At 61.4% G+C, this 21,509-nt stretch carries 23 protein-coding genes; 16 read left to right on the top strand and 7 right to left on the bottom strand.

The window, feature by feature from the left end; all coding sequences use genetic code 11:
* Window positions 1-146 precede the first annotated feature (146 nt).
* The 4 genes from AAAU26_RS08640 to AAAU26_RS08625 are packed head-to-tail and all read left to right on the top strand — an operon-like array spanning window position 147 to window position 2,655.
* On the top strand, window positions 147-1,004 hold the full coding sequence (locus AAAU26_RS08640) for an NAD(P)/FAD-dependent oxidoreductase (protein ID WP_227619580.1): 858 nt from the start codon (window positions 147-149) through the stop codon (window positions 1,002-1,004).
* A gap of 6 nt (window positions 1,005-1,010) precedes the next feature.
* Window positions 1,011-1,718 (top strand): Crp/Fnr family transcriptional regulator, encoded by a 708-nt coding sequence (locus AAAU26_RS08635; protein WP_227619579.1) that lies wholly within the window; start codon window positions 1,011-1,013, stop codon window positions 1,716-1,718.
* Window positions 1,715-2,479: a nucleoside phosphorylase gene (locus tag AAAU26_RS08630; RefSeq protein ID WP_227619578.1), complete on the top strand. Its 765-nt coding sequence runs from the start codon at window positions 1,715-1,717 to the stop codon at window positions 2,477-2,479. Before AAAU26_RS08635 ends, AAAU26_RS08630 begins: the two co-directional genes overlap by 4 nt.
* Window positions 2,480-2,514: 35 nt before the next feature.
* Entirely contained in the window at window positions 2,515-2,655 is a 141-nt protein-coding gene (locus AAAU26_RS08625; protein WP_348801411.1) for a Txe/YoeB family addiction module toxin, read from the top strand.
* 49 nt (window positions 2,656-2,704) lie between these two features.
* On the opposite strand, the gene AAAU26_RS08620 is transcribed toward AAAU26_RS08625, so the two are convergent.
* From AAAU26_RS08620 to AAAU26_RS08610, 3 genes are read right to left on the bottom strand one after another with little or no spacing between them, the layout of a single operon-like run.
* Entirely contained in the window at window positions 2,705-3,178 is a 474-nt protein-coding gene (locus AAAU26_RS08620; protein ID WP_207677378.1) for a hypothetical protein, read from the bottom strand.
* A 27-nt stretch (window positions 3,179-3,205) separates the two neighbouring features.
* Entirely contained in the window at window positions 3,206-4,168 is a 963-nt protein-coding gene (locus AAAU26_RS08615; protein ID WP_158395759.1) for a TIGR03943 family putative permease subunit, read from the bottom strand.
* Window positions 4,169-4,192: 24 nt separating this feature from the next.
* The gene (locus tag AAAU26_RS08610) at window positions 4,193-5,374 is read right to left on the bottom strand and encodes a CobW family GTP-binding protein (protein ID WP_227619577.1); all 1,182 of its coding nucleotides are present in this window, start codon (window positions 5,372-5,374) and stop codon (window positions 4,193-4,195) included.
* Window positions 5,375-5,672: 298 nt separating this feature from the next.
* Between AAAU26_RS08610 and AAAU26_RS08605 the strand changes: the two genes are divergently transcribed.
* Window positions 5,673-7,472: an aminopeptidase P family N-terminal domain-containing protein gene (locus tag AAAU26_RS08605; RefSeq protein WP_227619576.1), complete on the top strand. Its 1,800-nt coding sequence runs from the start codon at window positions 5,673-5,675 to the stop codon at window positions 7,470-7,472.
* Window positions 7,473-7,667: 195 nt separating this feature from the next.
* Here AAAU26_RS08605 and AAAU26_RS08600 read toward each other — a convergent pair whose 3' ends face one another.
* The gene (locus AAAU26_RS08600) at window positions 7,668-8,627 is read right to left on the bottom strand and encodes a glycosyltransferase (RefSeq protein ID WP_227619575.1); all 960 of its coding nucleotides are present in this window, start codon (window positions 8,625-8,627) and stop codon (window positions 7,668-7,670) included.
* 91 nt (window positions 8,628-8,718) lie between these two features.
* Here AAAU26_RS08600 and AAAU26_RS08595 point away from each other — a divergent pair, with 91 nt between their 5' ends.
* Window positions 8,719-9,450 (top strand): LytR/AlgR family response regulator transcription factor, encoded by a 732-nt coding sequence (locus tag AAAU26_RS08595; RefSeq protein WP_158395769.1) that lies wholly within the window; start codon window positions 8,719-8,721, stop codon window positions 9,448-9,450.
* 36 nt (window positions 9,451-9,486) lie between these two features.
* Here AAAU26_RS08595 and AAAU26_RS08590 read toward each other — a convergent pair whose 3' ends face one another.
* Entirely contained in the window at window positions 9,487-10,137 is a 651-nt protein-coding gene (locus AAAU26_RS08590) for an HAD family hydrolase (RefSeq protein WP_223386685.1), read from the bottom strand.
* 135 nt (window positions 10,138-10,272) lie between these two features.
* On the opposite strand from AAAU26_RS08590, the gene AAAU26_RS08585 reads away from it, so the two are divergent.
* Both AAAU26_RS08585 and AAAU26_RS08580 read left to right on the top strand, forming a co-directional pair.
* Window positions 10,273-11,445: a patatin-like phospholipase family protein gene (locus AAAU26_RS08585; protein ID WP_227619574.1), complete on the top strand. Its 1,173-nt coding sequence runs from the start codon at window positions 10,273-10,275 to the stop codon at window positions 11,443-11,445.
* On the top strand, window positions 11,442-13,052 hold the full coding sequence (locus AAAU26_RS08580; RefSeq protein WP_227619573.1) for a phosphoenolpyruvate--protein phosphotransferase: 1,611 nt from the start codon (window positions 11,442-11,444) through the stop codon (window positions 13,050-13,052). Before AAAU26_RS08585 ends, AAAU26_RS08580 begins: the two co-directional genes overlap by 4 nt.
* Before the next feature lie 50 nt (window positions 13,053-13,102).
* Here AAAU26_RS08580 and AAAU26_RS08575 read toward each other — a convergent pair whose 3' ends face one another.
* Window positions 13,103-13,846: an RsmE family RNA methyltransferase gene (locus AAAU26_RS08575; protein ID WP_227619572.1), complete on the bottom strand. Its 744-nt coding sequence runs from the start codon at window positions 13,844-13,846 to the stop codon at window positions 13,103-13,105.
* A 189-nt stretch (window positions 13,847-14,035) separates the two neighbouring features.
* Entirely contained in the window at window positions 14,036-14,950 is a 915-nt protein-coding gene (gene prmA, locus AAAU26_RS08570) for a 50S ribosomal protein L11 methyltransferase (protein ID WP_227619571.1), read from the bottom strand.
* 207 nt (window positions 14,951-15,157) lie between these two features.
* Here prmA and AAAU26_RS08565 point away from each other — a divergent pair, with 207 nt between their 5' ends.
* From AAAU26_RS08565 to AAAU26_RS08530, 8 genes are all read left to right on the top strand, one after another.
* Window positions 15,158-15,589 (top strand): PTS sugar transporter subunit IIB, encoded by a 432-nt coding sequence (locus AAAU26_RS08565; protein ID WP_227619570.1) that lies wholly within the window; start codon window positions 15,158-15,160, stop codon window positions 15,587-15,589.
* A 100-nt stretch (window positions 15,590-15,689) separates the two neighbouring features.
* Window positions 15,690-16,292 carry a GNAT family N-acetyltransferase gene (locus AAAU26_RS08560; RefSeq protein WP_227619569.1) on the top strand — a complete coding sequence of 201 codons (603 nt, stop codon included), beginning with the start codon at window positions 15,690-15,692 and terminating at the stop codon, window positions 16,290-16,292.
* A 332-nt stretch (window positions 16,293-16,624) separates the two neighbouring features.
* Window positions 16,625-17,509 carry a phosphate ABC transporter substrate-binding protein gene (locus AAAU26_RS08555; RefSeq protein WP_227619581.1) on the top strand — a complete coding sequence of 295 codons (885 nt, stop codon included), beginning with the start codon at window positions 16,625-16,627 and terminating at the stop codon, window positions 17,507-17,509.
* A 28-nt stretch (window positions 17,510-17,537) separates the two neighbouring features.
* Entirely contained in the window at window positions 17,538-18,434 is an 897-nt protein-coding gene (gene pstC, locus AAAU26_RS08550; RefSeq protein WP_149795062.1) for a phosphate ABC transporter permease subunit PstC, read from the top strand.
* The gene (pstA, locus tag AAAU26_RS08545; RefSeq protein WP_227619568.1) at window positions 18,424-19,281 is read left to right on the top strand and encodes a phosphate ABC transporter permease PstA; all 858 of its coding nucleotides are present in this window, start codon (window positions 18,424-18,426) and stop codon (window positions 19,279-19,281) included. The genes pstC and pstA overlap by 11 nt, the downstream gene beginning before the upstream one ends.
* Before the next feature lie 10 nt (window positions 19,282-19,291).
* Window positions 19,292-20,056, top strand: coding sequence for a phosphate ABC transporter ATP-binding protein PstB (gene pstB / locus AAAU26_RS08540; RefSeq protein WP_227619567.1), 765 nt, complete (start codon window positions 19,292-19,294; stop codon window positions 20,054-20,056).
* Window positions 20,057-20,073: 17 nt separating this feature from the next.
* Window positions 20,074-20,742: a phosphate signaling complex protein PhoU gene (gene phoU, locus AAAU26_RS08535; protein ID WP_227619566.1), complete on the top strand. Its 669-nt coding sequence runs from the start codon at window positions 20,074-20,076 to the stop codon at window positions 20,740-20,742.
* Between the two features lie 240 nt (window positions 20,743-20,982).
* The gene (locus tag AAAU26_RS08530) at window positions 20,983-21,369 is read left to right on the top strand and encodes a helix-turn-helix transcriptional regulator (protein WP_015566053.1); all 387 of its coding nucleotides are present in this window, start codon (window positions 20,983-20,985) and stop codon (window positions 21,367-21,369) included.
* Window positions 21,370-21,509: the final 140 nt, after the last annotated feature.

The raw sequence follows: 21,509 nt of genomic DNA, 5'->3' as shown, positions 1-21,509 counted from the left end.
GAGGGGGGATTCGAAACACCCCTCCCTACCTCTGGCCCGCGCGGAGCGCAAGCCACTTGACCAAAAGCAAAAACCAGCCCCGCGCACCGGCGCGCAAAGAACGTAACGGATTTTACGATAATACAAGAAGTATAAGGAGGCCCACTATGTCCAACATCGTCATCATCGGCTCCGGCCCGGCGGGGGTGTCCGCCGCGCTGTACACTGCCCGTGCGGGGGTGGACACCACCGTCCTCACTCGGGGGCCGGGTGCGCTTGACCGTGCAGAGTTTATCCAGAACTACTACGGCTTTGCCGCCCCCATATCGGGTGCGGAATTGGAGCGTCAGGGCATCGAGGGGGCCAAGGATGTGGGCGTTAAATTTGTGACCACCGAGGCCGTGGGTCTGACCTATACCGATAAACTCACTGTAGAAACCCTCGATGGAGATTACCCATCGGACGCTGTTATCCTCGCCACAGGTGCTTCGCGGGCGACGCCCCGCATCCCGGGGCTGGCGGGCCTCGAGGGCCACGGCGTCAGCTATTGCGCCACCTGCGATGCCTTTTTCTATCGCGGCAAAGATGTGGCCGTGGTAGGCAGCGGCGAATACGCCCTGCATGAGGTGCAGGCGCTCCTGCCGGTGGCGGCCAGCGTCACCCTCCTGCTGAATGGTGCGCCGCTGGCGGCAGAGTTTCCGCCGGAGGTGACTGTCTGGCCTGAAAAAATCGACGCGATCCTCGGCGAGCAGAAAGTCACCGGCGTCCAGCTGTCCGGCGGCGATGTAGTGGAGCTGGCGGGTGTGTTTGTAGCGCTGGGCGTTGCGGGCAGTACGGCGCTGGCCCGGAAAATCGGTGCCGCTGTGGAGAACGACCGCATCGTGACAGATGAAAAAATGCAGACCACCGTCCCCGGCCTCTACGCCGCCGGAGACTGCACCGGCGGGCTTTTGCAGGTGGCGAAGGCCGTCTATGAGGGCGCTCTGGCAGGCACCGAAGCCGCCAAAGCGCTGCGGAAGGGGTGATTTAAAATGCCGGAAATCCTGCCTATCCCTAAATGCGGCGAGCACCGCCAATGTCTCGCCTGTGCCTTCCCCTTCTGGGACAAGCTGACCGCCGAACAGCAGGATATACTCTGCCGCACTACCCGCCCGGTGCGCTATCGCAAGGGCGAGCGGGTCCACAGCCCGGTGGAGAACTGCGTGGGCATCCTGCTGCTGCGCACCGGCCAGTTCCGGGCGTATCTTCTCTCCGACGATGGCCGTGACGTGACCCTCTACCGCCTCTTTGGCGGCGAGATCTGCATCCTCTCCGCCTCCTGCGTTATGGACTCGGTGAACTTTGACCTCTACATCGACGCCGAGGAGGACACCGAGGCCTACTGCATCAGCGCAGGCGTCTTCCGCAGCCTCATGCAGCAGAACGTGGAGGTGCGGTGCTTCGCCTACCAGATGACCGCTGAGCGCTTCTCCGACACTATGTGGACGATGCAGCAGATCCTCTTCATGAGCGCCGACCGGCGGCTGGCCATCTTCCTTGCGGACGAGCTTGCCAAGACCGGCGGCGACGATGTCCGCCTGACCCAGGACCAGATGGCAAAGTACATGGGTTCCGCCCGCGAGGTGGTGAGCCGCCTGCTGAAATACTTCGCCGGTGAGAGCATCGTGAAGCTCTATCGCGGCGGGGTAGAGGTATTGGACAAGGAAAGACTGAACCGGATCGCGAGAGGTGAAGCATGATACAGAAAAATGAATTTCCCATTTTGGAATACGATTTCGACTCGACAGAGATATTAAAGCCCAACCACGGGGCGGAGCAGCTAACTCTACCGGAGAAATGCGTCTTTGCTTTTCTGGGGGACACCATCGACTCCTATGCCGCCGAGACGGGTGCGGCAGTTGCAGAGCATTTTGAGACTATCACAAAGACCTACCCGATTTATGTTGTAAAAAATGACGGCGAAGAATTCTGCCTCTGTCAAGCCCCGCTGGGAGCGCCCGCTGCGGCGCAGTTTATGGATTGTCTCATTGCTTGCGGGTGCAGGAAAATTGTTACGGCAGGCTCGTGCGGCGTGTTGACCGAAATGGCAGAGAACGAATTTCTTATCCCGACCAAAGCGCTGCGGGATGAGGGCACATCCTATCACTATCTTCCTGCCGCCCGGTATGCAGAACCGGCCTCGGAAGCGGTGCAGGCCATAGAAAAGACCTTCCGTGCGCTGGGTCTTCCCTTCCGTGAGTGCATCACATGGACGACAGACGGCTTTTTCCGAGAAACAAGGGATATGGTGGCGTACCGGAAAGCCGAAGGCTGCGCAACGGTAGAAATGGAATGTGCTGCCCTTGCGGCCTGCGCCAAAAAGCGCGGAGCAGCTTTTGGACAAATTCTGTACACAGCGGATTCCCTTGCAAATGCAGAGCAGCATGATGACCGTGACTGGGGAAAGGATTCGCTGCGGAAAGCGTTGGAACTCTGCGTAGAAGTTCTGAGAATGTGGTGAACCATATAAAAATCGCAGAAAGTCGTTGAAACGGCTTGACATTTGAAAAACTGGTCGGAGATTTGAACGGCGCATACAGCCGCCGCATCAATTTACAGCACAGACTGGTCTATCAGATCTATGAGGAAGAAAAGACCATCAAAATTCTGAGTCTTTGGACTCACTACGAGCGATAAAAAATGCCATCGTGCCTAAGCGCGATGGCATTTTTGCTATCAAAGGGAATTACCCTTTGCACCCCTGCTCTTCCCAGTCGCCGAAGTCAGAGACGTCAGCGATTTTAGTCGGGTCGAACTTACCGTTTTCGTCCTTGGGGGCGACGGCGGGGCCGGCCTCCACGGGGTTCGGGTTCGGAGCCTCGGGGTCACAGACCGGGCGCTCTTCGCTCAGGTCGGGCAGAGTCACAGGCTCTGCGGCCTCAGCGGGCGCTGCCTCCGTCTCAGGGGCAGCGGGCTCCTCAGCGGGAGCGGTCTCTTCTGCCGGTGCGGCGGCTTCGGCCTCTGCCTTGGCCTCACCCTCGGCGTATGCCTCGGCGGTCTTGGCGGCCTCTGCGTCGTCCTTTTCGGCTTCCTCGGGGAACTCGATGGATTCGATGATGGGTGCGGCCTTCTCGTTCAGGAACTTGTCCATGATGACGATAGCGGCACCGGTGGCCGCCACAGCGGCGGCAGTACCCAGAATGCGGAAGATTGCTTTCATGCCATGACCTCCTTGGTTATGTTGTAGTTAGGAGAAGGTGACAACATCGTTCAGCGGCTTCTCGGCAGGCTCCACCGACAGTGCGGTGAGCACCGGGCCTTTGCCGCGGTAGATGTTATGGAACTTATAGCCGACCTTTGCGGTCACTTTGACCCATGCCCGCTGCTCGAGGGCCTTGTAGCCGTCGTAGCTGCAGGGGAAGCCCACGAACTGGATGTCCTGCACGCAGCAGGTCATGGCGAACCGGCCCGGCACGAAACTGTTCTTGCCGGCGCGGTTGGTCTGGCAGACCTGTGCGAGGAACTTGACGGTCTTGCCCGCGTACTTCTGGGGCTCGTCCTGACAGTCCATATACCAGATGCCGTAATCGTCGTCCGGGATGTCGATGACCGGGGCGTTGATGTCGAAGGGCAGCGGGTCGGGGATGTCGTCGTAAGCCACGCTGCCGTCCTTGAACTCGTAGGCGATGTCGCACTTGCGGGATGCCTGACGCACCAGCTTGTGCAGTTCCTGACGGGCGGCGTCGTTGTTGACGGCCTCGGCGCGGTTGAAGACGATGAGCTCACTGCGGGCGATCTTGTCCAGCATCAGCGCACGCATGGAGTTGTCGCGGGCGTAGGTCAGCGCGGTGGTGCCGTCGGCGGTGGCGATGCACTGGTAGACGATCCAGTTCTCAGGCAGATTGTTTGCCAGGTCCTGCAGCATCCACATACCGTTATACTCGATGACCACGCGGCCGGCGTCGGCCTCCTTAGCCAGCTTTGCGAGGTTCTGGGGGTTCAGCTCAGCCTTGTCCTCGAGGTTGTAGAGCGTCACGCCGGGGAAGGCGAACTTCTTCTCATTGTACTCTTCTTCGCCCTCCTCGCAGACCAGCAGAAGGGTCTTGTCGCCGGAGTCGAAGTTGGGGTCTTCAAAGGTCTCCTGAATGAACTTGGTCTTGCCGCTCTCGAGGAAGCCCACAAACAGGTAAACCGGGATCTCATTTGCCATAATCTTTTATCCTTTCAGGGTCAATCAGCAGCCGAACAGTGCGGCGATGGCCTTTTCATCCAGCTTGGAGCCGATGACCACCAGCTTGCCGCCGACGTCTGCACCGCGTGCGCGGACTTCCCACTCGCCGGGAACGTAGTCGAACTCCAGCCAGCCGTCTGCGCCGCCGTCCACGATGCCCTTGGAGCGGAGGATCATGCCGTAATTGCCGGTGTCCAGCTCGTTGAGGGCGTGCTCAATGTCAGCCTTGGAGAACTTCTTGGCCGTCTCGACGCCCCAGCTGGTGAAGACCTCATCGGCGTCGTGGTCATGATGATGGTGATGATGGCCGCAGCAGCAATGCTCGTCGTGGTCATCGTCATCATGGTCGTGGTGGTGATGATGCTCATGCTCGTCTTCATCATCGTCATCGTGGTCGTGGTGATGATGGTGCTCGTGCTCATCCTCATCATCGTCGTCGTCATCATGATGATGGCCGCAGCAGCAATGCTCATCATGGTCATCATCGTGGTCGTGGTGATGATGGTGTTCGTGCTCTTCTTCCTCGTCCTCGTGGGCGTGCTCCTCGTTGGCCTTGGCAGCCATAGCGATAAGCTCAGCCTTGAAGTCGTCCTTGGTGGACATGGCCTTCAGGATCTGCTCGCCGGTCAGGGCGTCCCAGGCGGTGGTGACGATGGTAGCGGTGGGGTTCTTCTCGCGCAGCATGGCCACAGCGGCGGCGATCTTCTCCTCGGTGGCGTTCTGGGTGCGGCTCAGGATGATGCAGCTTGCGTGGCTGATCTGGTCGTCGTAGAACTCACCGAAGTTCTTCATATACATCTTGACCTTGTTGACGTCGGCCACGGTAACGAAGCTGCTCAGCTGAACATCCAGATGCTCGGCCACGCCCTCGACAGCGCGGGTCACGTCGGACAGCTTGCCGACGCCGGAGGGCTCGATAACGATGCGGTCGGGGTGGTACTGCTCCACCACCTGCTGCAGGGCGGCGCGGAAATCGCCCACCAGAGAGCAGCAGATGCAGCCGGCGTTCAGCTCATTGATCTGGATGCCGGACTCCTTCAAAAAGCCGCCGTCGATGCCGATCTCGCCGAACTCGTTCTCGATGAGCACGACCTTCTGGCCTGCAAAGGACTCTTTGATGAGCTTCTTGATAAGGGTGGTCTTACCGGCGCCAAGGAAGCCGGAGAAAATATCGATCTTGGTCATAGTCTGAAATGCCTCTTTCTTTTATGCAGGCCCGTCGGGCCTTACAAGCAGTCCGGGCCGCTGAGTGCTGACCCAGAAAAATTCCTACACTCCTATTATAACAAGGCTGTCAATGGCAAACCGGCCTTTTTGATGAGAAATTTGTAACATTTTTTGCAATTTACTTGCGTTTTCGGGCGGCAGGATCAAAATGATACCTGCGAATTGCATTCTGCGCCCCGGAATGATACAATAAGGTACAGCAAACCATCGCCGCCGGACGTTTTTCCGGCAGAATAAAGAAAGAAGGCTTTTTGACATGAGCATGAATACCGTTCCCGAGCGTCTGGCCGCCCTGCGCGAGGCCATGAAGGCAAACGGCGTGGACGTCTATCTCATCCCGGTGGGAGACCCGCACGCCAGCGAGTATATGCCCGACCACTACACTGCCCTGACCTACTTCTCCGGCTTCCACGGCGAGAACTCCAACTTCGTCGTCACCATGACCGAGAGCGCTGTCTGGGCCGATGGCCGTTACTTCGTGCAGGCCGAGAAGGAGATCGCTGGCACGGAGATCCAGCTGATGCGGATGGGTGAGCCGGGCGTGCCAACCGCCGAGCAGTACTGCGGCAAAGTCCTGCCCGAGGGCGGCAAGCTGGGCCTCTGCGGCCTGACTGCTTCCTGCGGTCTGGTGCGCAGCCTGCAGAAAGAACTGGACGCTAAGAAAGGCACCATCAAGCTGCTGAACCTCGAGGACGAGCTGTGGACGGAGGGCCGTCCCGCCCTGCCCGCTACCCCGGCATGGCTCCTGCCGAAAGAGTACGCAGGCTTCTCCCCTGCCGAGAAGCTGGGCCAGCTGCGTGCGAAGCTCTCTGAGCTGGGCTGCACCGCACAGCTGGTAGGCAAGCTGGACAATCTGGCATGGCTGCTCAATCTGCGTGCGATGGACATCCAGTGTACCCCCTATGCCATGGCCTATTGCTATGTGACCCCCGATAAGGCGACGCTCTTCATCGACACCGCCCGCGTCAGCGCCGAGGCTGCTGCGGAGCTGAAGGAGAACGGCGTGGAGCTGGCTGAGTACGACGATGTGCTTACCTTCCTCGCCGCCCAGACCGAAGAGCAGACCGTTCTGGCCGACCCCGTTTCCGTCAACTACGCTGTTTACCAGACCCTGCAGGCCAACCCGGCTCTGACCGTCAAGGACGAGGCCGACCCCCTGCTGCCCATGAAGGGCGTCAAGAACGAAGTCGAGCTGGCTCACACCCGCGAAGCTCACATCCGGGACGGCGTGGCTATGGTGCGCTTCCAGATCGAGCTGGAGAACCGTCTGGCCGCCGGCGAAGAGCTGACTGAGCTGACCATCGACGAGATCCTCCACAAGTACCGCAGCGCACAGGACAAGTTCCTGACTGAGAGCTTCGGCACCATTGCAGCTTACGGCCCCAACGCCGCCATGATGCACTATCACGCCACCGAGGAAGACCACGCAAAGCTTGAGAAGAAGGGCTTCTTGCTGGTGGACAGCGGCGCAACCTATATGGACGGCACCACCGACATCACCCGCACCTACCCGCTGGGTGAGCTGACGGAGGACGAGCGCCTGTTCTACACCTGGACTTTACAGTGCCACATCGACATCGCCCGGGCTGTCTGGCTGGACTACTGCGACGGCCATATGCTGGACACCATCGCCCGTGAGCCGCTGTGGCGCCACCTCATCAACTACCGCTGCGGCACCGGCCACAGCGTCAGCCACGTGGGCAACGTCCACGAAGGCCCCCACGCCCTGAACGGCCGCAACACCACCGTTTTCAAGCCGGGCATGATCGTCACCGACGAGCCGGGCGTCTATGAGGGCGGCGTCGTCGGCATCCGCATCGAGAATGAGCTGGAGTGCTACCACAAGGCATCCAACCAGTACGGCGAGTTCCTGGCATTCCGCCCCATCACGTTCGTGCCGATCGCCACCTCCCCCATCGTCCCGGGCGTTCTGAGCCGCGACGAGCTGGATTGGCTGAACGCCTACCACCGCGAGGTCTTCGAGAAGCTGGCTCCCCGCCTGACCGAGGACGAGCGCGACTGGCTGGCTAAGAAGTGTGCCGCCATCGGAGCGTAACAAATAAAACAAGGGCTGCGGCATATCGACAACCTCTCCGTCATTGCTTCGCAATGCCACCTTTCCTATCGAGGAGAGGCTTGGGCATTTCGTAAAGCTTTATCTCTTCGCCAGAGGCTCCCCTCGGTAGGGGAGCTGTCGAGCGACAGCGAGACTGAGAGGTTGGGATGTGCAACAGCCCGTTTTTGTTTCTCGTTATAATTTCTGCTCCAGCTCTGCCTTGTGCTCTTTCCAGTAGGCTTTCGCCTCGTCGATGACCTTCTTGAAGGGGCCGGAGGGGTAAGTGCTCTCGGCGATGTCGATAAGGAATTTATAGAGCTGGGGCCGCACCTGCTCATACATCCCAAGCCGGGTGTAGAGGTCCTTGTAGTAGTGGAACACCTGAATCTTGTTCTGCACCAGAGTGGCAGGCTTTATCTGGGTGTGGCAGATGCTCTGAGGGTTCTGGACGTAGTAGTAGCCGGGCTGCGGGATGGACGCAAAGACTTCGGCGTACTGGATATACTGCATGTTGAACACGAGGTCTTCGGCCCAGCGCATCTCGCTGGTAAAGCGGATGTCGTGCCGGGTGAGGATGTCGCGGCGGTAGAGCTTGTTCCAGAGCACGCTGTAAAAGTAAGAGGCAGGCTTATCCATCAGGCGGCGGGCGAAGGTGTCCTTGTCGTAGACGCCCTCGGGCAGGAAACCGTATTCCCGGTTCTCCGGCGGGCGTGCAACGTGCATGACGCCGAGGTCGTCCTGGATTTTTTCCAGCACCTGTTCCGGCTTTGACGCCCCGGCGGGGATGACCATGGTGTAGGGCGAGATGACGAGGTCGGCACCGGTCTTCTCTGCCGCCTCCACCAGCCGGGCGGTGTAGTCCGGGGCGATGTAGTCATCGCTGTCCACGAACTGGACGTACTTACCGCCGGCAAGCTTCAGGCCGAGGTTCCGGGTGTCGGACACGCCGGAGTTTGCCTTGTCCACCAGCAGGATGCGGCTGTCCTTTTTGCGGAACTCCTCGCAGACGGGCAGGCTCTTATCTTTGGAGCCGTCGTTGATGACGATGAGCTCGAGGTTCTTGTACTCCTGCCCGCAGATGCTTTCGAGGCAGCGGCTCAGGTGGCTCTGGGCATTGTACACAGGGACGATGATGCTGACGAGAGGCATTTCCATAGCAGTTTCTCCTTCTGTTTTTTATAGCAATGATACTCCCGCCGGGCCGAAAAAGCAAGCGCCGGCGGCAGGCCCGAAAGGGGGCTTCGGAATGATATTTCATATCGCGGTGTGCAGCCCGGACAGCGTCCTCCGCAGCCGGGTGGAGCGGCAGTGTCTCGACTATTATGCCCGGCGGGACGACGCCTGCATCATCGAGCAGCTGGACAGCCCGGAGGCCCTGCTGGCCCGGGACGACGCCGGGGAGCGGTACGAGCTGTACCTCATTGAGCTGCCGTCCACGGCAGCCGCCGCGTCGCTGCGGGCAGCGGCTGCACTCCGCAGCCGGGGGCGGCGCAGCCCGCTGGCTTTTCTGGCCCATACGCCCGCCCACGCCTACAGCGCCTACCGGGTGGACGCCATGCAGTATTTATTGCTGCCTGTCCCGCCGGAACAACTGGACGCTCTGCTGGCCCGGGCCACCGAGCCGGAGTACGGCCCGGCCATCCCGGTAGCCACGGCGTCGGGTCTGCGGGTGCTGCCCTTCGCGGACATCGAATACCTCGAGTGTACCCATCATGTGGTGCATTTCCATCTCGCCAGCGGCGAGGATGTGCCGTCCCTGTCTGTCCGGGTGCCGTTCGCACAGGTGGCCCAGCCGCTTTTGGCGGATGAGCGCTTCGTCCAGCTTCATCGCTCTTATGTGGTCAATCTGGCGGCGGTGTCCCAGCTGGCGGCGGGCGAGTTCTGGATGCAGAGCGGCGCACGGGTCCCTGTTCCCCGCGGGCGGGAGCCTGCAGCCCGCACGGCGCTGAAAGATTATCTGGAAAAGCAGTTCCGATAAAGCAATGGGGAGGCCCAGAAGAGCCTCCCCATTGCTTTATAATTTTGTCCAGTCCAGCTGCGTCCAATCCGTTATGTACTGGTCGGCAAGGCGCTGCAATTCGGGCTTATCGGCAGCGCTGGTCTCATCCTCGATGTCGATGAGGTAAAAGCCGCACTGCCTAGCCGTACGGGTGGCGTAGACAGCGTCCTCGCAGACAACGGCGTCGGCGGGTTCGCTGCCGCCCAGCCGCTCGAGGACTTCGTGGAACACCTCGGGGTGGGCTTTGCTCTTCGCGCCCTGTGCGGTGTAGAAGAACTCGAAATAGTCTGCGACGCCCAGCCGGGTGAGCACTTCTTCGCACTGCTCTGCCCAGGTGTTGGAGCAGATGCACATCCGCACGCCCTCGGCTTTCAGCCGGGCCAGCATCTCCCGGACACCGGGCTTCAGCTCAACTTTTTTGTACAGGTCCCGGATGACCTGCCGCATGGCAGGCTCGTAGTCCCGGAGGGTCAGGGGCAGATCGTAGGTGCGGATGAGATATTCCGCGCCCTCCACCATCCCCATGCTCAGCAGAACATCGTGGATGCCGGGTCTTGCGGTGCGGCCATAGCGGCGCAGCAGCTCCAGCGGTGCGCCCTGCCACACCACAGTCATGCTGTCGGTGAGGGTGCCGTCCATGTCGAAAATCCATTGCTTGCGGTGCATCTGTCGTCCTCCTGAATCGTTCTGGCAAGGTGAATTTATTATAGCACATTTTTTGTTACAAAAACAGAGAGAAATCTCCCGGGAAATATGCTATAATCTAGGCAAAACCGGAACACATCAAAGGAGGCAGAAAACATGGCGCAGAACAACACCCCCGTAAAGGCGCTGGTGCTGGCGGGCGGGGGCGCCCGCGGCAGCTATCAGGTGGGCGTCTGGCGGGCGCTGATCGAGCTGGGCTGGCGGCCCCAGATCATTACGGGTACCAGCGTCGGCAGCCTGAACGGCGCCATGTTCGCCCTCGACCTCTACGAGACGGCCCGGGACATGTGGCTGACCATCCGCAGCCAGGATGTGATGGAGCTGCCCGCCGAGGATGCGCCGCTTTCCGAGCTGCACGCATTCCTCAAAGACGCTGTGACTCAGGGCGGCATGGACGTCACTCCGCTGGAAGAGATCGTCGAGCGGGTGTTGGACGAAGATAAACTCCGCAAAAGCCCCATCCGGCTGGGCCTCGTGACCGTGGAGCAGAAGACTCTCAAGGCCCGGGAGCTTCCGCTGGAAGACATCCCCGAGGGCAAGGTGAAAGACTACCTGCTGGCCTCTGCAGCCTGCTTCCCCGCCCTGCGGGCCCACACCATCGACGGGGTGTCTTACCTCGACGGCGGCTACCGGGACAATATGCCCACCGCGCTGGCCCAGAAGATGGGCGCAGAAGAGCTGGTCTGTGTGGACCTGGAGGGTGTGGGCATCACCCGCCCCAACCGCACCGGCCTGCCCACCACCCTCATCCGAAGCTACTGGGAGCTGGGCGACATCCTCCACTTCGAGCCCGCCACCGCCCGGCGGAACATCGAGCTGGGCTACCACGATACATTGCGGGCCTTCGGGCGGCTGCGGGGCTGCGCCTACGCTGTGGACAGCGGGGCTGAGAGCAGCGCGGATGCTGCCGCATTCCATGCGGCCTTCGAGGCCGTCCAGAAGGACGTGCGGGAAAAGCACCCCTCCACCCTGACGGCAGACGCTGCTCTCCTGCTGGCAAAACTCTCGGATGCAGAGCTTGCCCCGCTGGAAGCCGTGGCTGAGGACGTGGGCGTAGACCCCGCCCCCTACTACACCACCCGTACTTTGGGAGAAGCTTTCCTTGCAAAATGCGACTTCGAGCGCCTCAGGAGCTTCGAGCCGCTGTTCGAGGGTGAAGCAGGCCCGGCGCAGGCCGCGCGGGCCGCTCTGCTGCCCAACACCTTTTTGCAGGCACTGGTCTGCCGGGCGCTGACCGGCAGAGTGCCGCCGGAGGAGATGGAAACATGAAGGTATATAAGGGCTTTACCGCATCGCCCGGCCTCGTGCTGGGTCAGGTCAGCCGGCTGGACCGCCCGCCGCTGGTGTTCGGCGAGGGGCCTTTCCACCCCGAACAGGAAAAGCAGGCGCTGGAAGACGCCATCAAGGTCGCTCAGCAGGAGCTGGACGAGATGGCTGGCCGCGCCGCGCCCTCGGAGCAGGCCATCTTCCTGTTCCAGAGCATGATGCTGGAAGACGAGGGCTTCATGAATGAGGTGGCTTTCCAGATAAAAGCCGGCGTCGGTGCCGCCGAGGCAATGGACCGTGTGGGCCGCCGCTACGCCGCTCAGCTGGCCGCCATGAAGGACAACGCCTACATGCAGCTGCGGAGCGTGGACATCCTCGACGTGACCCAGCGCATCACCAACATCCTCTGCCACCGCCTCCGCAGCTGGCTGGCCCTCGACCACCCGGTCATCCTCGCGTCTGACCTGCTCATGCCCACCGATCTGTTCAGCGTCCCGGCGGGCCGCATCCTCGGCCTCATCACCGCCGAGGGCAGCGGCCAGAGCCATGCGGCCATCATCGCCCGCTCGCTGAACATCCCGGGTATCACCCAGGTGGGCGAAGATTTTCTGAAAGACTGCGACGGCCGCGAGGTCATCCTGAACGCCACCGAGGGTGAGTGCATCCTTGACCCGGATGCCGCCGCCCGGCAGAGAGCCATCACCTGCATCTGCGAGATGCAGCGCCAGAACGAGGAGCTGAACGCCCAGCTTGAGCTGCCCAACCGCACCCGGGACGGCAAAGAATTCGAGCTTCTGGCCAACTGCTTCGGCCCCGAGGACGTGGGGACCGCGATGGAGTCCGGCGCGTCCGGCGTGGGCCTGCTGCGCAGCAGCTACATGATGATGCCCGGCCACGCCATGGACGAGCAGGAGCAGTATCTGTTTTACACCTCCTGCCTCGCCGCCGCCAGGGGCAGGACGGTGACGGTGCGCACCTTCGACTTCGGTGCTGACCGCACCATGGCCGACGCCTATCAGGGCGTCCAGTCCTCCAAGCTGGGCCTGCGGGGCATCCGCAGCAGCCTGCGCAATCTGCCCCAGATGGCAGTTCAGATCTGCGCCCTCATGCGTGCCGCCACAAAAGGCCCGCTGCGGGTCATGTTCCCCATGGTGACAGACATCGAGGACTGGGATTCCGCCATGCAGGTGGTAGACCACTGCCGCCGCAAGCTCACCGAGCGGGGCGTGGAGTTCGAGCCTGACGTCCCCTTCGGCGTCATGCTCAGCGTCCCCGCCGCCTGCCTGACGGCAGAGGACTTCACGGCTCACGGCTGCCGGTTCTTCGTCATCGGCACCAACGATTTGACCCAGTACACCCACGCGGTGAGCCGGGAACTGGCCATTGCCGAGCACTACTACCGTCCCGCCAGCCCGGCCATGAAAAAGCTCATCGCCATGGTGGTGGACGCCGCCAGGAAAGCGGACATCCCCGTCACCATCTGCGGCCTCGCCGTCGGCAATGCCGTCAACGCGACCCAGTATCTCCACCTCGGCCTGCGCAGCTTCTCCATGAGCCCACAGAACCTGTTGACCATCAAAAAGGCCCTGCGGGATGCAGATGCAGAATAAATGAGAAACGGCGTCCCACCTCGGCGGGACGCCGTTTCTGATGTCAGAACTTATTCAAGATTCCCCGTCAGGGTCATGACGGCAGAGACGACGGCCAGCGGGGCCGTCTCACAGCGGAGGATGCGGGGGCCGAGGCCGACGGTCTTTGCGCCGGCTTTTGCGGCCATCTCAGCTTCCTCGGCGGCGAAGCCGCCCTCTGCGCCGGTGATGATGGCGATCTTCAGCTTTTCGCCATCGGCGGGCGTGGCCTCAGCCAGCAGCTGGCGCAGGGATGCGCCGCCGCACTCGTAGCAGAAGAGCACGAGGTCATACTGGTCGAGGCTGCGGCAGACGGCCCCGAAGTTGGGCAGCGGAAGGGCCACATCCGGCAGGATGCCCCGGCCGCACTGCTTGGCGGCTTCAAAGGCGATGCGGTTGTAGCGCTCGTTTTTCTGCTCTTCCTTCTTGGGTGCGGCCACGCAGTAGCGGCTGAAAAACGGGATGAAGTGGTCACAGCCCAGCTCGACGCCGTGGCGGATGACCTGCTCCAGCTTGTCCTGCTTGGGGTAGCCCACCAGCAGGGTGACGTCTACGGTGGGCTCTGCGGCGCTGGGGTAGCCCGGCTCCACGCTGAACTCCACCGTCTCGTCGCCGAAACCGGTGATGGTGGCAGTATACTCGACGGCGCTGCCGTCGCAGAGGATGACGGTGTCTCCCAGTTTGCCCCGCATCACGCGGGAGAGATGGTGGGCGTCGGCCCCCCGCAGCACGGCGGTGCCATCGGAAATTTCAGTGGTAAAATAACGGTGCGGCATATTTTTTGATCCTTTACATCTTAGGCTCCCCTCACAGGGGCAATAACGACGACCGCCGCCAGTGGCGGAAGCAGGGAGTCGTTGTTGGGGCCGCGGCCAGCAAGGCGCAAGTGCTTTTCAAGCACGAAGCGAATGCTGGGAGCCGCAACCCGGCAATGGCAGTGCGAAGCACTGACTGAGAGGTTGGCCTTATGCCTTCTTGCAGACGATGCACTCCCAGCCGCGCTTCTCCTTCACTTCCAGCACAGCGAGGCCGGCGGCTTCCAGCGCGGTGATGACCTCATCCTTCCGGCTGTCGATGATGCCGCTGGCGATGAAGACGGCATCGTCGGCCATCAGGCCGGGGACGGCGGGGGCCAGCGACATGATGGCGTTGGCCACGATGTTGGCCGTGATGATGTCGTACTTGCCGCTGGCCTTGTCGGACAGATCGCCCACGAGGACGGTCAGCTTGTCGGCTACGCCGTTGAGGGCGGCGTTCTCGCCGGCGGTGCGGACGGCCACGGGGTCGATGTCCACGCCCTCAGCCACGGCTGCGCCCAGCTTGAGGGCTGCGATGGCGAGGATGCCGCTGCCGGTGCCGATGTCCAGCACCCGCTCGCCGCCCTTGACCCGCTCGTCCAGCACTTCGAGGCAGAGGTTGGTGGTCTCATGGCCGCCGGTGCCGAAAGCAAGGCCCGGGTCGAGGATGAGCTTGACGCGGTCGGTGTCGTAGTCCTGCCAGGACGGCACGATGGCGAGGCGCTGGCCCACGTCCATCGGGTGGTAATACTTGCGCCAGCCGTTCTGCCAGTCTTCCTGCTCCACGCCCTCGGTCTCGGAGGTGTAGGGGATGCCTGCGGCCTCCATCCGGGCCGCGATGAGGGCCAGCGTCTCCACCGGCGAAGCGCCCGGCTCGAGGTACATGTGGATGATGACGGTGTCCCGGGGCTTGTCCAGCAGCTCCTGCTCGATGAGGTCCACGTGGGCGATCTGCTCCACCTGTTCCTCGATGTCGCTGTAGTCTTCGATATAAATGCCGCCCTCCGCGATCATGGTGGCCACGGCCTCAGCGGCCTCGGCGTCGGCTTTGGATACGGTCAGGCGAATATCAGTCCATTCCATAAGGATGCTCCTTCCGTGTATTGGGGATATACTGTCTTTATAGTACCCGATTCCGGCCCGGGATGCAAGCTCTCGGGCCGAAAGATACCCGAAAAGGCTTTCTTTTTTCCCGGCAGTATGTTAATATGGTGTTGTACCCGGACTGGGTCCGGGCGGCTTCCTGCCGGAAGCGCCCGCCGCATCGTTCCCCAAAGGAGGAATTATCGTATGTTTTTGGGAATGGATATTTACAGCTGGATCGCTGCTATCGTCATCGCGCTCATCGTCACATTCCTTCCGATCACGCTGCCGTTCAAGATCGTTCTCGCCATGGTAGCCATGGCCTGCTTCTACTTTGGACGCAAGTATTATCACAACCATAAGAACGGCGGGGCCGAGACGCCCAGCATGAGCTCTGCCGAGAGCGAGGCACTGGCCTCCGGCATCCTGAAAGCCCTCGGCGGCAAGAATAATATCGTCAAGGTGGACTACTGCGCCACCCGTCTCCGCTTTGAGGTACACAGCTACGCCTCCGTGGACGAGGCCGCTGCCAAGGCCGCAGGCGCAGAGGGCGTCATCCGCCCGGCCAAGAACGCCTGCCAGGTGGTCATCAAGGGCGATGTGCAGGCCGTGTACGATGCCCTGCGCAAGCAGCTGTAACTAAGAAGCCGTTTTCTCACGCAAACAGCTTCTCGAACACCGCCGGGAACGGGCCGCTGCGCCCGGCCCGGCGGTATTTTTATCGGAAAGGAATTTTGATATGAAGCCCCAGACCTTTACGTGGAAGAAACTCACCGCCGACGAGCTGACGCGGGTGTATCTGGACGAGATGCGCCGCGACTTCCCGCCCAGCGAGCTGAAACCCCTGAGCATGATTCTCAACAGTGAAGCCGTCGGCATGGCCCACACCTGGGGCGTGTTCGAGGGGGAGACGCTGGTGTCCTACCTGCTGATGGTGCGGCCTATGGGCTGTGAAGTGAGCCAGCTGGACTATTTCTCCGTCCTGCCCGCCTACCGCAGCACCGGCATTGGCGCAAAGCTGCTGGCCGCTCTGCCCGCCCACGAGGAGGGCGCAAAGGCCATCCTCATTGAGGCCGAGTGTCCCGAGAAGGCCGACGACGAGGCCATGGCCGTCCGGCGTCTGGGCTTTTATGCCCGCTGCGGGGCCGTTGACACCGGCTGGACGGAGCATCTTTTCGACGCATGGTTCCGGGTGCTGGTCCTGCCTGCCGAGGGGGAGACACTGGATGCGGAGACGGCCAACAAAGAGCTGGCCGACTGCTACAGCCGGGTGATGGGCGCGGACAAGTGGCGCAGATATGTCCAGCTCTACCGCCCGGGCGGCACGGAAGAGAAATTCTGATTTGATCATAGGGTCTGAAAGGCTGCTTTACGTTCTGTGAAGCAGCCTTTTTTGCACCCTTCAGCGGGCGGGATGCACAAACGAAAGTGCAGATTTTTGACAGTTTGACCGGGAATGTAAAATCAAGTGTCCTGTTTTCCACACCGGCTTTACCAGAGGATGACAACAGCGCAAAAACACCGCACAAAACTTTACCTGCATTTTGCGCCGCCATGGTCGCAGCTGGATGGGCGGTGCGCTACAATAAAGGCGTCCCAAGAGAGACACAACAAGGAAAAGGAAAACAGCCCGGCCAGAACAAAAGGGCCGGCCCAGTTGAAGGAGATATTATGATGAAAAAGATCACTCGTCGTTCGTTCCTGTCCATCTGCGGCGTTGCTGCCGCTGCTGCTGCCCTGACCGCCTGCGGCGGTGCAGCTTCTTCCACGGCTGCCTCTTCTGCCGCAGCATCCAGCACCGCAGCTTCCGCTTCTTCTACGGCTGCGCTGTCCGGCAATGTCGCCACCGGCGGTTCCACCTCTATGAAGAACGTCATCGCCGCCCTGACCGAGGGCTTCGCTGAGATCGAGCCGGATGTCACCATCAGCTATGACCCCACCGGTTCCGGCGCAGGCATCACCGGCGCTACTGATAAGACTCTGGACATCGGTCTTTCTTCCCGCGCCCTGAAGGCTGACGAGACCGGCGTCACCGGCACCATCGTAGCTCTGGACGGCATCGCCATCATCGTCAACAAGGACAGCAAGGTCGAGGACCTGACCGTTGACCAGCTCAAGCAGATGTTCACCGGCGAGATCACCAACTGGTCCGAGGTCGGCGGCGACGACGGCGAGATCGTTCTGGTGGGCCGCGAGGCTGGCTCCGGCACCCGCGATGGCTTCGAGAGCATCGTGGACGTCAAGGATTCCTGCAAGTATGCGCAGGAGCTGACCGCTACCGGCGCTGTCATCAGCGCTGTGGAGGCCAATCCTCTGGCCATCGGTTACGCTTCCCTGTCTGCCATCGGCGACACCGTCAAGGCTGTGACCGTCGGCGGCGTGGAGTGCAGCGAGGAGACCGTCAAGGACGGCAGCTATGAGGTGCAGCGTCCCTTCGTGTTCGTCACCAACGACTCCGTCACCCTCTCCGCTCAGGCTCAGGCGTTCTTCGACTTTGCTACCAGCACCGACGCTGCCGACCTCATCCGCACTGCTGGCGCTGTCCCGGTGAACGAGTAATTTTGCGAGGGATCCCTCAGGTGTTTTTATGAAAAAATTCGAGCTGCCCCGCACCCCGGCCCAATGGCTGGAAGCTGTCATGAACGCCATCTTCTTCCTCTGCGGCATCCTCGCTGTGGGCTGCGTGGCTGTCATTACCATCTATATGTTCCTGTCGGGCCTGCCCGCCATCGGAAAGATCGGCCCGCTGAAATTCCTCTTCGGCACCGAGTGGGCCTCCACGGCGTCCGAGCCGAAGTACGGCATCCTGCCCTTCGTGCTTTCGAGTATTTATGGCACCCTGGGCGCGTCCCTCATCGGCGTGCCGGTGGGCCTGCTGACAGCAGTGTTCCTCTCGAAAGCGGCAGCTCCCGGCGTGCGCAATGTGGTCGTCACGGCGGTGGAGCTGCTGAGCGGCATCCCCAGCGTGGTGTTCGGTCTGCTGGGCATGCAGGTGCTGGTGCCTGCGGTGGCGAAAGTGTTTGGCAAGGCGTCGGGCGCCTGCCTGCTGTCGGCCATCGTGGTGCTGTCCATCATGATACTGCCCAGCATCGTGTCCGTGTCGGTGACGGCCCTCAACGCCGTGCCGCCCGAGTATGAGCAGGGCAGTCTGGCACTGGGTGCGACCGATACGGAAACGTGGTTCAAGATCAGCATCCCGGCGGCCAGGAGCGGCATTGCAGCCGGTATCGTTCTGGGCATTGGCCGCGCCATCGGCGAGGCAATGGCCGTCATGATGGTGGCAGGCAACAGCCCCAATATGCCGGACAGCCTCTTCCGCAGCGTCACCTTCCTGACCACGGCCATCGCCAAGGAGATGAGCTACGCCAGCGGCCTGCAGAAGCAGGCGCTGTTCAGCATCGCGTTGGTGCTGTTCGTCTTCATCATGGTCATCAATGTGCTGCTCAACGCTGTGCTGAAGGGAGGAAACAAGGATGAAAAGTGACTTCTCCCCCTCCCGTCGCGCATGGAACGTCATCATGACTGCGCTGGTCTGGGCGGCGGCAGTGCTGGTCATCGCCCTCACGGTGGGCGTTATCGGGCTGGTACTGATGCGGGGCATCCCCCACATCAGCTGGGAATTCCTTTCCACCACCGCCAGCGTCCTCAAAGGCACTGACGGCATCCTGCCCGCTATCCTCAACACGTTATATGTCATCCTGCTCACCCTGCTCATCGTCCTTCCGCTGGGCGTGGGCGCGGCAGTTTACCTCACGGAGTACGCCTCCAACCGGAAGCTCATTGAGGTCATCGAGTTCACGAATGAGACGCTTGCGGGCATCCCCAGCATCATCTACGGCCTCGTGGGTATGCTGGTCTTCGCCCAGACAATGGGCTTTAAGACCTGCCTGCTCTCCGGCAGCCTGACGCTGGTGGTCATGAACCTGCCCACCATCATCCGTACCACGCAGGAGTCCCTCAAAACGGTGCCGCAGGGCTACCGGGAGGGCGCTCTGGGCCTCGGCGCGGGCAAGTGGCACATCATCCGCACCATCGTGCTGCCCTGCAGCATCGACGGCATCGTCACCGGCTGCATCCTGGCCGTGGGCCGTATCGTGGGTGAGAGCGCGGCCCTGCTCTTCACCGCCGGTGCGGCGGAAGTCATTGCAGGCAGCATCGCCAAGGCTTACACATCCAACGGCGCGACCCTCTCCGTCCTGCTCTATCTGCGGGCCTTCGAGGACGGCGACTTCGCCTCCGCCTGGGGCATCGGCGCAGTGCTGCTGGTTCTGGTGCTTCTCATCGACCTCGCAGCCCGTCTGGCAAAAACAAAGCTCAAACAGAAACAGTAAGGGGTATTTTATGGAGAACAATATGCCGGTCATCTCGGCAAAAAATCTGAACCTCTGGTACGGCGACTTCAAGGCCCTCAAGGGCATCTCGCTGGACGTGGGCGAACAGGAGATCACTGCCCTCATCGGCCCCTCGGGCTGCGGCAAATCCACCTTTCTCAAGACCCTGAACCGGATGAACGACCTTGTGCCAAACGTCCGCATCGAGGGCGACGTCCGGCTCCGGGGCGAGGATATTTTCTCAAAGGAGATGCAGCTGACCGACCTGCGCCGCCGCGTGGGCATGGTCTTCCAGAAGGCGAACCCCTTCCCCATGAGCATCTACGACAATATTACTTACGGCCCCAAGCTCCACGGCGTCCGCAATAAGGCGGAGCTGGATGAGCTGGTGGAAAGCTCCCTGCGGGGCGCTGCCCTCTGGGACGAGGTGAAAGACCGCCTGAAAAAGAGCGCACTGGGCCTCTCCGGCGGTCAGCAGCAGCGCCTGTGCATCGCCCGGGCTCTGGCTGTCAAGCCCGAAGTCCTGCTGATGGACGAACCCACCAGCGCCCTCGACCCTGGCTCCACCATGAAGGTGGAAGAGCTGATGAGCGAGCTGAAAAAGAACTACACCGTCGTCATCGTCACCCACAACATGCAGCAGGCGGCCCGTATCAGCGACCGCACGGCCTTCTTCCTGCTGGGTGAGCTGGTGGAGTGCGGCCCCACGAGCGAGATTTTCAGCACCCCGAAGGATAAGCGCACCGAGGACTATATCTCGGGCCGCTTCGGTTAAAAAGGAGGGTTTGCGATATGAGCACACGCACACAGTACGAAGCCGACCTCGCGGCCCTGAAGGGATCGCTGGCCAAGATGAGCCAGCTCTCTGCCGACGCGGTGGAAGATGCGCTGGAAGCCCTCTGCACGGCGGACGCCGAGGAAGCAAAGGGCATCATCAAGGGCGACACCGAGGTCAACCGGATGGAGCGGGACATCGAGCACCGCTGCATGACCCTGCTGCTGCGTCAGCAGCCGGTGGCAAGTGATCTGCGCTTTATCTCTGCTGCCATGAAAGTGGTGACAGACGTGGAGCGCATCGGTGACCATGCCGCCGACATCGCGGAGATCGTCCCCCATCTGGCCGGCGTCCGCAAGGCGGGCGACTCCGCCGTGAGCAGGAGCATTGAGATGGGCCGCAAAGCCCACAAGATGCTGCAGGACGCCATGAGCGCCTTTGAGGCAGAAGATGAGGCGGCGGCAAAAGCCGTCATCGACGCCGACGACGCGGTGGACTACGACTTCAACACCATCAAGCGGATGCTGGCGGCGGAGATCGCCGCCGACCCCGGCAAAGTGGATGCCGCGCTGGATGTGCTGATGGTCATCAAGTACCTCGAGCGCATCGGCGACCACGCCGTGAACATCGCCGAGTGGGTGGAGTTCCTGCGCACGGGCCGGTATCACCACGAGAAGATGTTCTGAGTTCTGTTTTCCTCTTTTTCTTTTCCTGAAACGCTGCTGCCCGAGGCGGGCGGCAGCTTTTGTTTTGTCGAAACCCCGTCTGAAAAAATTTGGAGTTTTTTCTTGTCTTATGCAATTTCCGGCCCGGCTGCGCCGTATTATAAGCAGAAGCCTCCCAACAGAGGGACGCTTATGAGACCTGAGCGCGGCCCGGCTCCGACATCCCCCATGTCCCCGGCTGCGCCGCAACGGAGGATACCTATGAGCATCAAGAAATTCCCGCTGGAAGCTTACGGCGCGGCCGTCAGCCGCGAAGAGCTGGTGCAGGCGGCTTTGGATGAGATCACCAAGAATTACCGTGAGGCCAGCCTCTCCAATGTGGCCCGCAGTTACGGCGTCTCTCTGGCCTATGTCAGCGAGTGCGTCCGGGCGCAGACAGGCCGTACTTATAAGGAATTGCTCCAGAAGCACCGGATGGAGACTGCCGCCCGCCTGCTGCGCCGTAGTGACTGGAACATCCAGCAGATCATCACCTATGTCGGCTACGAGAATACCAGCTATTTCTACCGCCTGTTCCACGAGCGGTACGGCCAGAGCCCCCGTGAGTACCGCCAGAGCCGCGCGGCCCGCACCCGCACACCGGCCTGACCTTGAGCACACTGCGAAAAAAGACGTCCCGTGTCTGCGGGACGTCTTTTGATGTCTTAAGATGGAAAAACGATGCAGAGTGTGTTACAATAAAAGCCAGACCTGCAAAAATGCGGGAGTGGGGGGGGGGGGGGGGGGGG

Origin of the sequence: Faecalibacterium longum (genome assembly GCF_040094125.1) — a bacterium.
Lineage (GTDB): Bacteria > Bacillota > Clostridia > Oscillospirales > Ruminococcaceae > Faecalibacterium > Faecalibacterium longum.
Note: the sequence above shows the minus strand (reverse complement) of the source record. Positions and strands in the feature narration are given on the sequence as shown.

What these genes read in the sequence shown, in the direction of transcription:
- AAAU26_RS08640 (WP_227619580.1), top strand. Translation starts at nt 147, where the DNA reads ATGTCCAACATCGTCATCATCGGCTCCGGCCCGGCGGGGGTGTCCGCC.
- AAAU26_RS08635 (WP_227619579.1), top strand. Translation starts at nt 1,011, where the DNA reads ATGCCGGAAATCCTGCCTATCCCTAAATGCGGCGAGCACCGCCAATGT.
- AAAU26_RS08630 (WP_227619578.1), top strand. Translation starts at nt 1,715, where the DNA reads ATGATACAGAAAAATGAATTTCCCATTTTGGAATACGATTTCGACTCG.
- AAAU26_RS08620 (WP_207677378.1), bottom strand. Translation starts at nt 3,178, where the DNA reads ATGAAAGCAATCTTCCGCATTCTGGGTACTGCCGCCGCTGTGGCGGCC.
- AAAU26_RS08615 (WP_158395759.1), bottom strand. Translation starts at nt 4,168, where the DNA reads ATGGCAAATGAGATCCCGGTTTACCTGTTTGTGGGCTTCCTCGAGAGC.
- AAAU26_RS08610 (WP_227619577.1), bottom strand. Translation starts at nt 5,374, where the DNA reads ATGACCAAGATCGATATTTTCTCCGGCTTCCTTGGCGCCGGTAAGACC.
- AAAU26_RS08605 (WP_227619576.1), top strand. Translation starts at nt 5,673, where the DNA reads ATGAGCATGAATACCGTTCCCGAGCGTCTGGCCGCCCTGCGCGAGGCC.
- AAAU26_RS08600 (WP_227619575.1), bottom strand. Translation starts at nt 8,627, where the DNA reads ATGGAAATGCCTCTCGTCAGCATCATCGTCCCTGTGTACAATGCCCAG.
- AAAU26_RS08595 (WP_158395769.1), top strand. Translation starts at nt 8,719, where the DNA reads ATGATATTTCATATCGCGGTGTGCAGCCCGGACAGCGTCCTCCGCAGC.
- AAAU26_RS08590 (WP_223386685.1), bottom strand. Translation starts at nt 10,137, where the DNA reads ATGCACCGCAAGCAATGGATTTTCGACATGGACGGCACCCTCACCGAC.
- AAAU26_RS08585 (WP_227619574.1), top strand. Translation starts at nt 10,273, where the DNA reads ATGGCGCAGAACAACACCCCCGTAAAGGCGCTGGTGCTGGCGGGCGGG.
- AAAU26_RS08580 (WP_227619573.1), top strand. Translation starts at nt 11,442, where the DNA reads ATGAAGGTATATAAGGGCTTTACCGCATCGCCCGGCCTCGTGCTGGGT.
- AAAU26_RS08575 (WP_227619572.1), bottom strand. Translation starts at nt 13,846, where the DNA reads ATGCCGCACCGTTATTTTACCACTGAAATTTCCGATGGCACCGCCGTG.
- prmA (WP_227619571.1), bottom strand. Translation starts at nt 14,950, where the DNA reads ATGGAATGGACTGATATTCGCCTGACCGTATCCAAAGCCGACGCCGAG.
- AAAU26_RS08565 (WP_227619570.1), top strand. Translation starts at nt 15,158, where the DNA reads ATGTTTTTGGGAATGGATATTTACAGCTGGATCGCTGCTATCGTCATC.
- AAAU26_RS08560 (WP_227619569.1), top strand. Translation starts at nt 15,690, where the DNA reads ATGAAGCCCCAGACCTTTACGTGGAAGAAACTCACCGCCGACGAGCTG.
- AAAU26_RS08555 (WP_227619581.1), top strand. Translation starts at nt 16,625, where the DNA reads ATGAAAAAGATCACTCGTCGTTCGTTCCTGTCCATCTGCGGCGTTGCT.
- pstC (WP_149795062.1), top strand. Translation starts at nt 17,538, where the DNA reads ATGAAAAAATTCGAGCTGCCCCGCACCCCGGCCCAATGGCTGGAAGCT.
- pstA (WP_227619568.1), top strand. Translation starts at nt 18,424, where the DNA reads ATGAAAAGTGACTTCTCCCCCTCCCGTCGCGCATGGAACGTCATCATG.
- pstB (WP_227619567.1), top strand. Translation starts at nt 19,292, where the DNA reads ATGGAGAACAATATGCCGGTCATCTCGGCAAAAAATCTGAACCTCTGG.
- phoU (WP_227619566.1), top strand. Translation starts at nt 20,074, where the DNA reads ATGAGCACACGCACACAGTACGAAGCCGACCTCGCGGCCCTGAAGGGA.
- AAAU26_RS08530 (WP_015566053.1), top strand. Translation starts at nt 20,983, where the DNA reads ATGAGCATCAAGAAATTCCCGCTGGAAGCTTACGGCGCGGCCGTCAGC.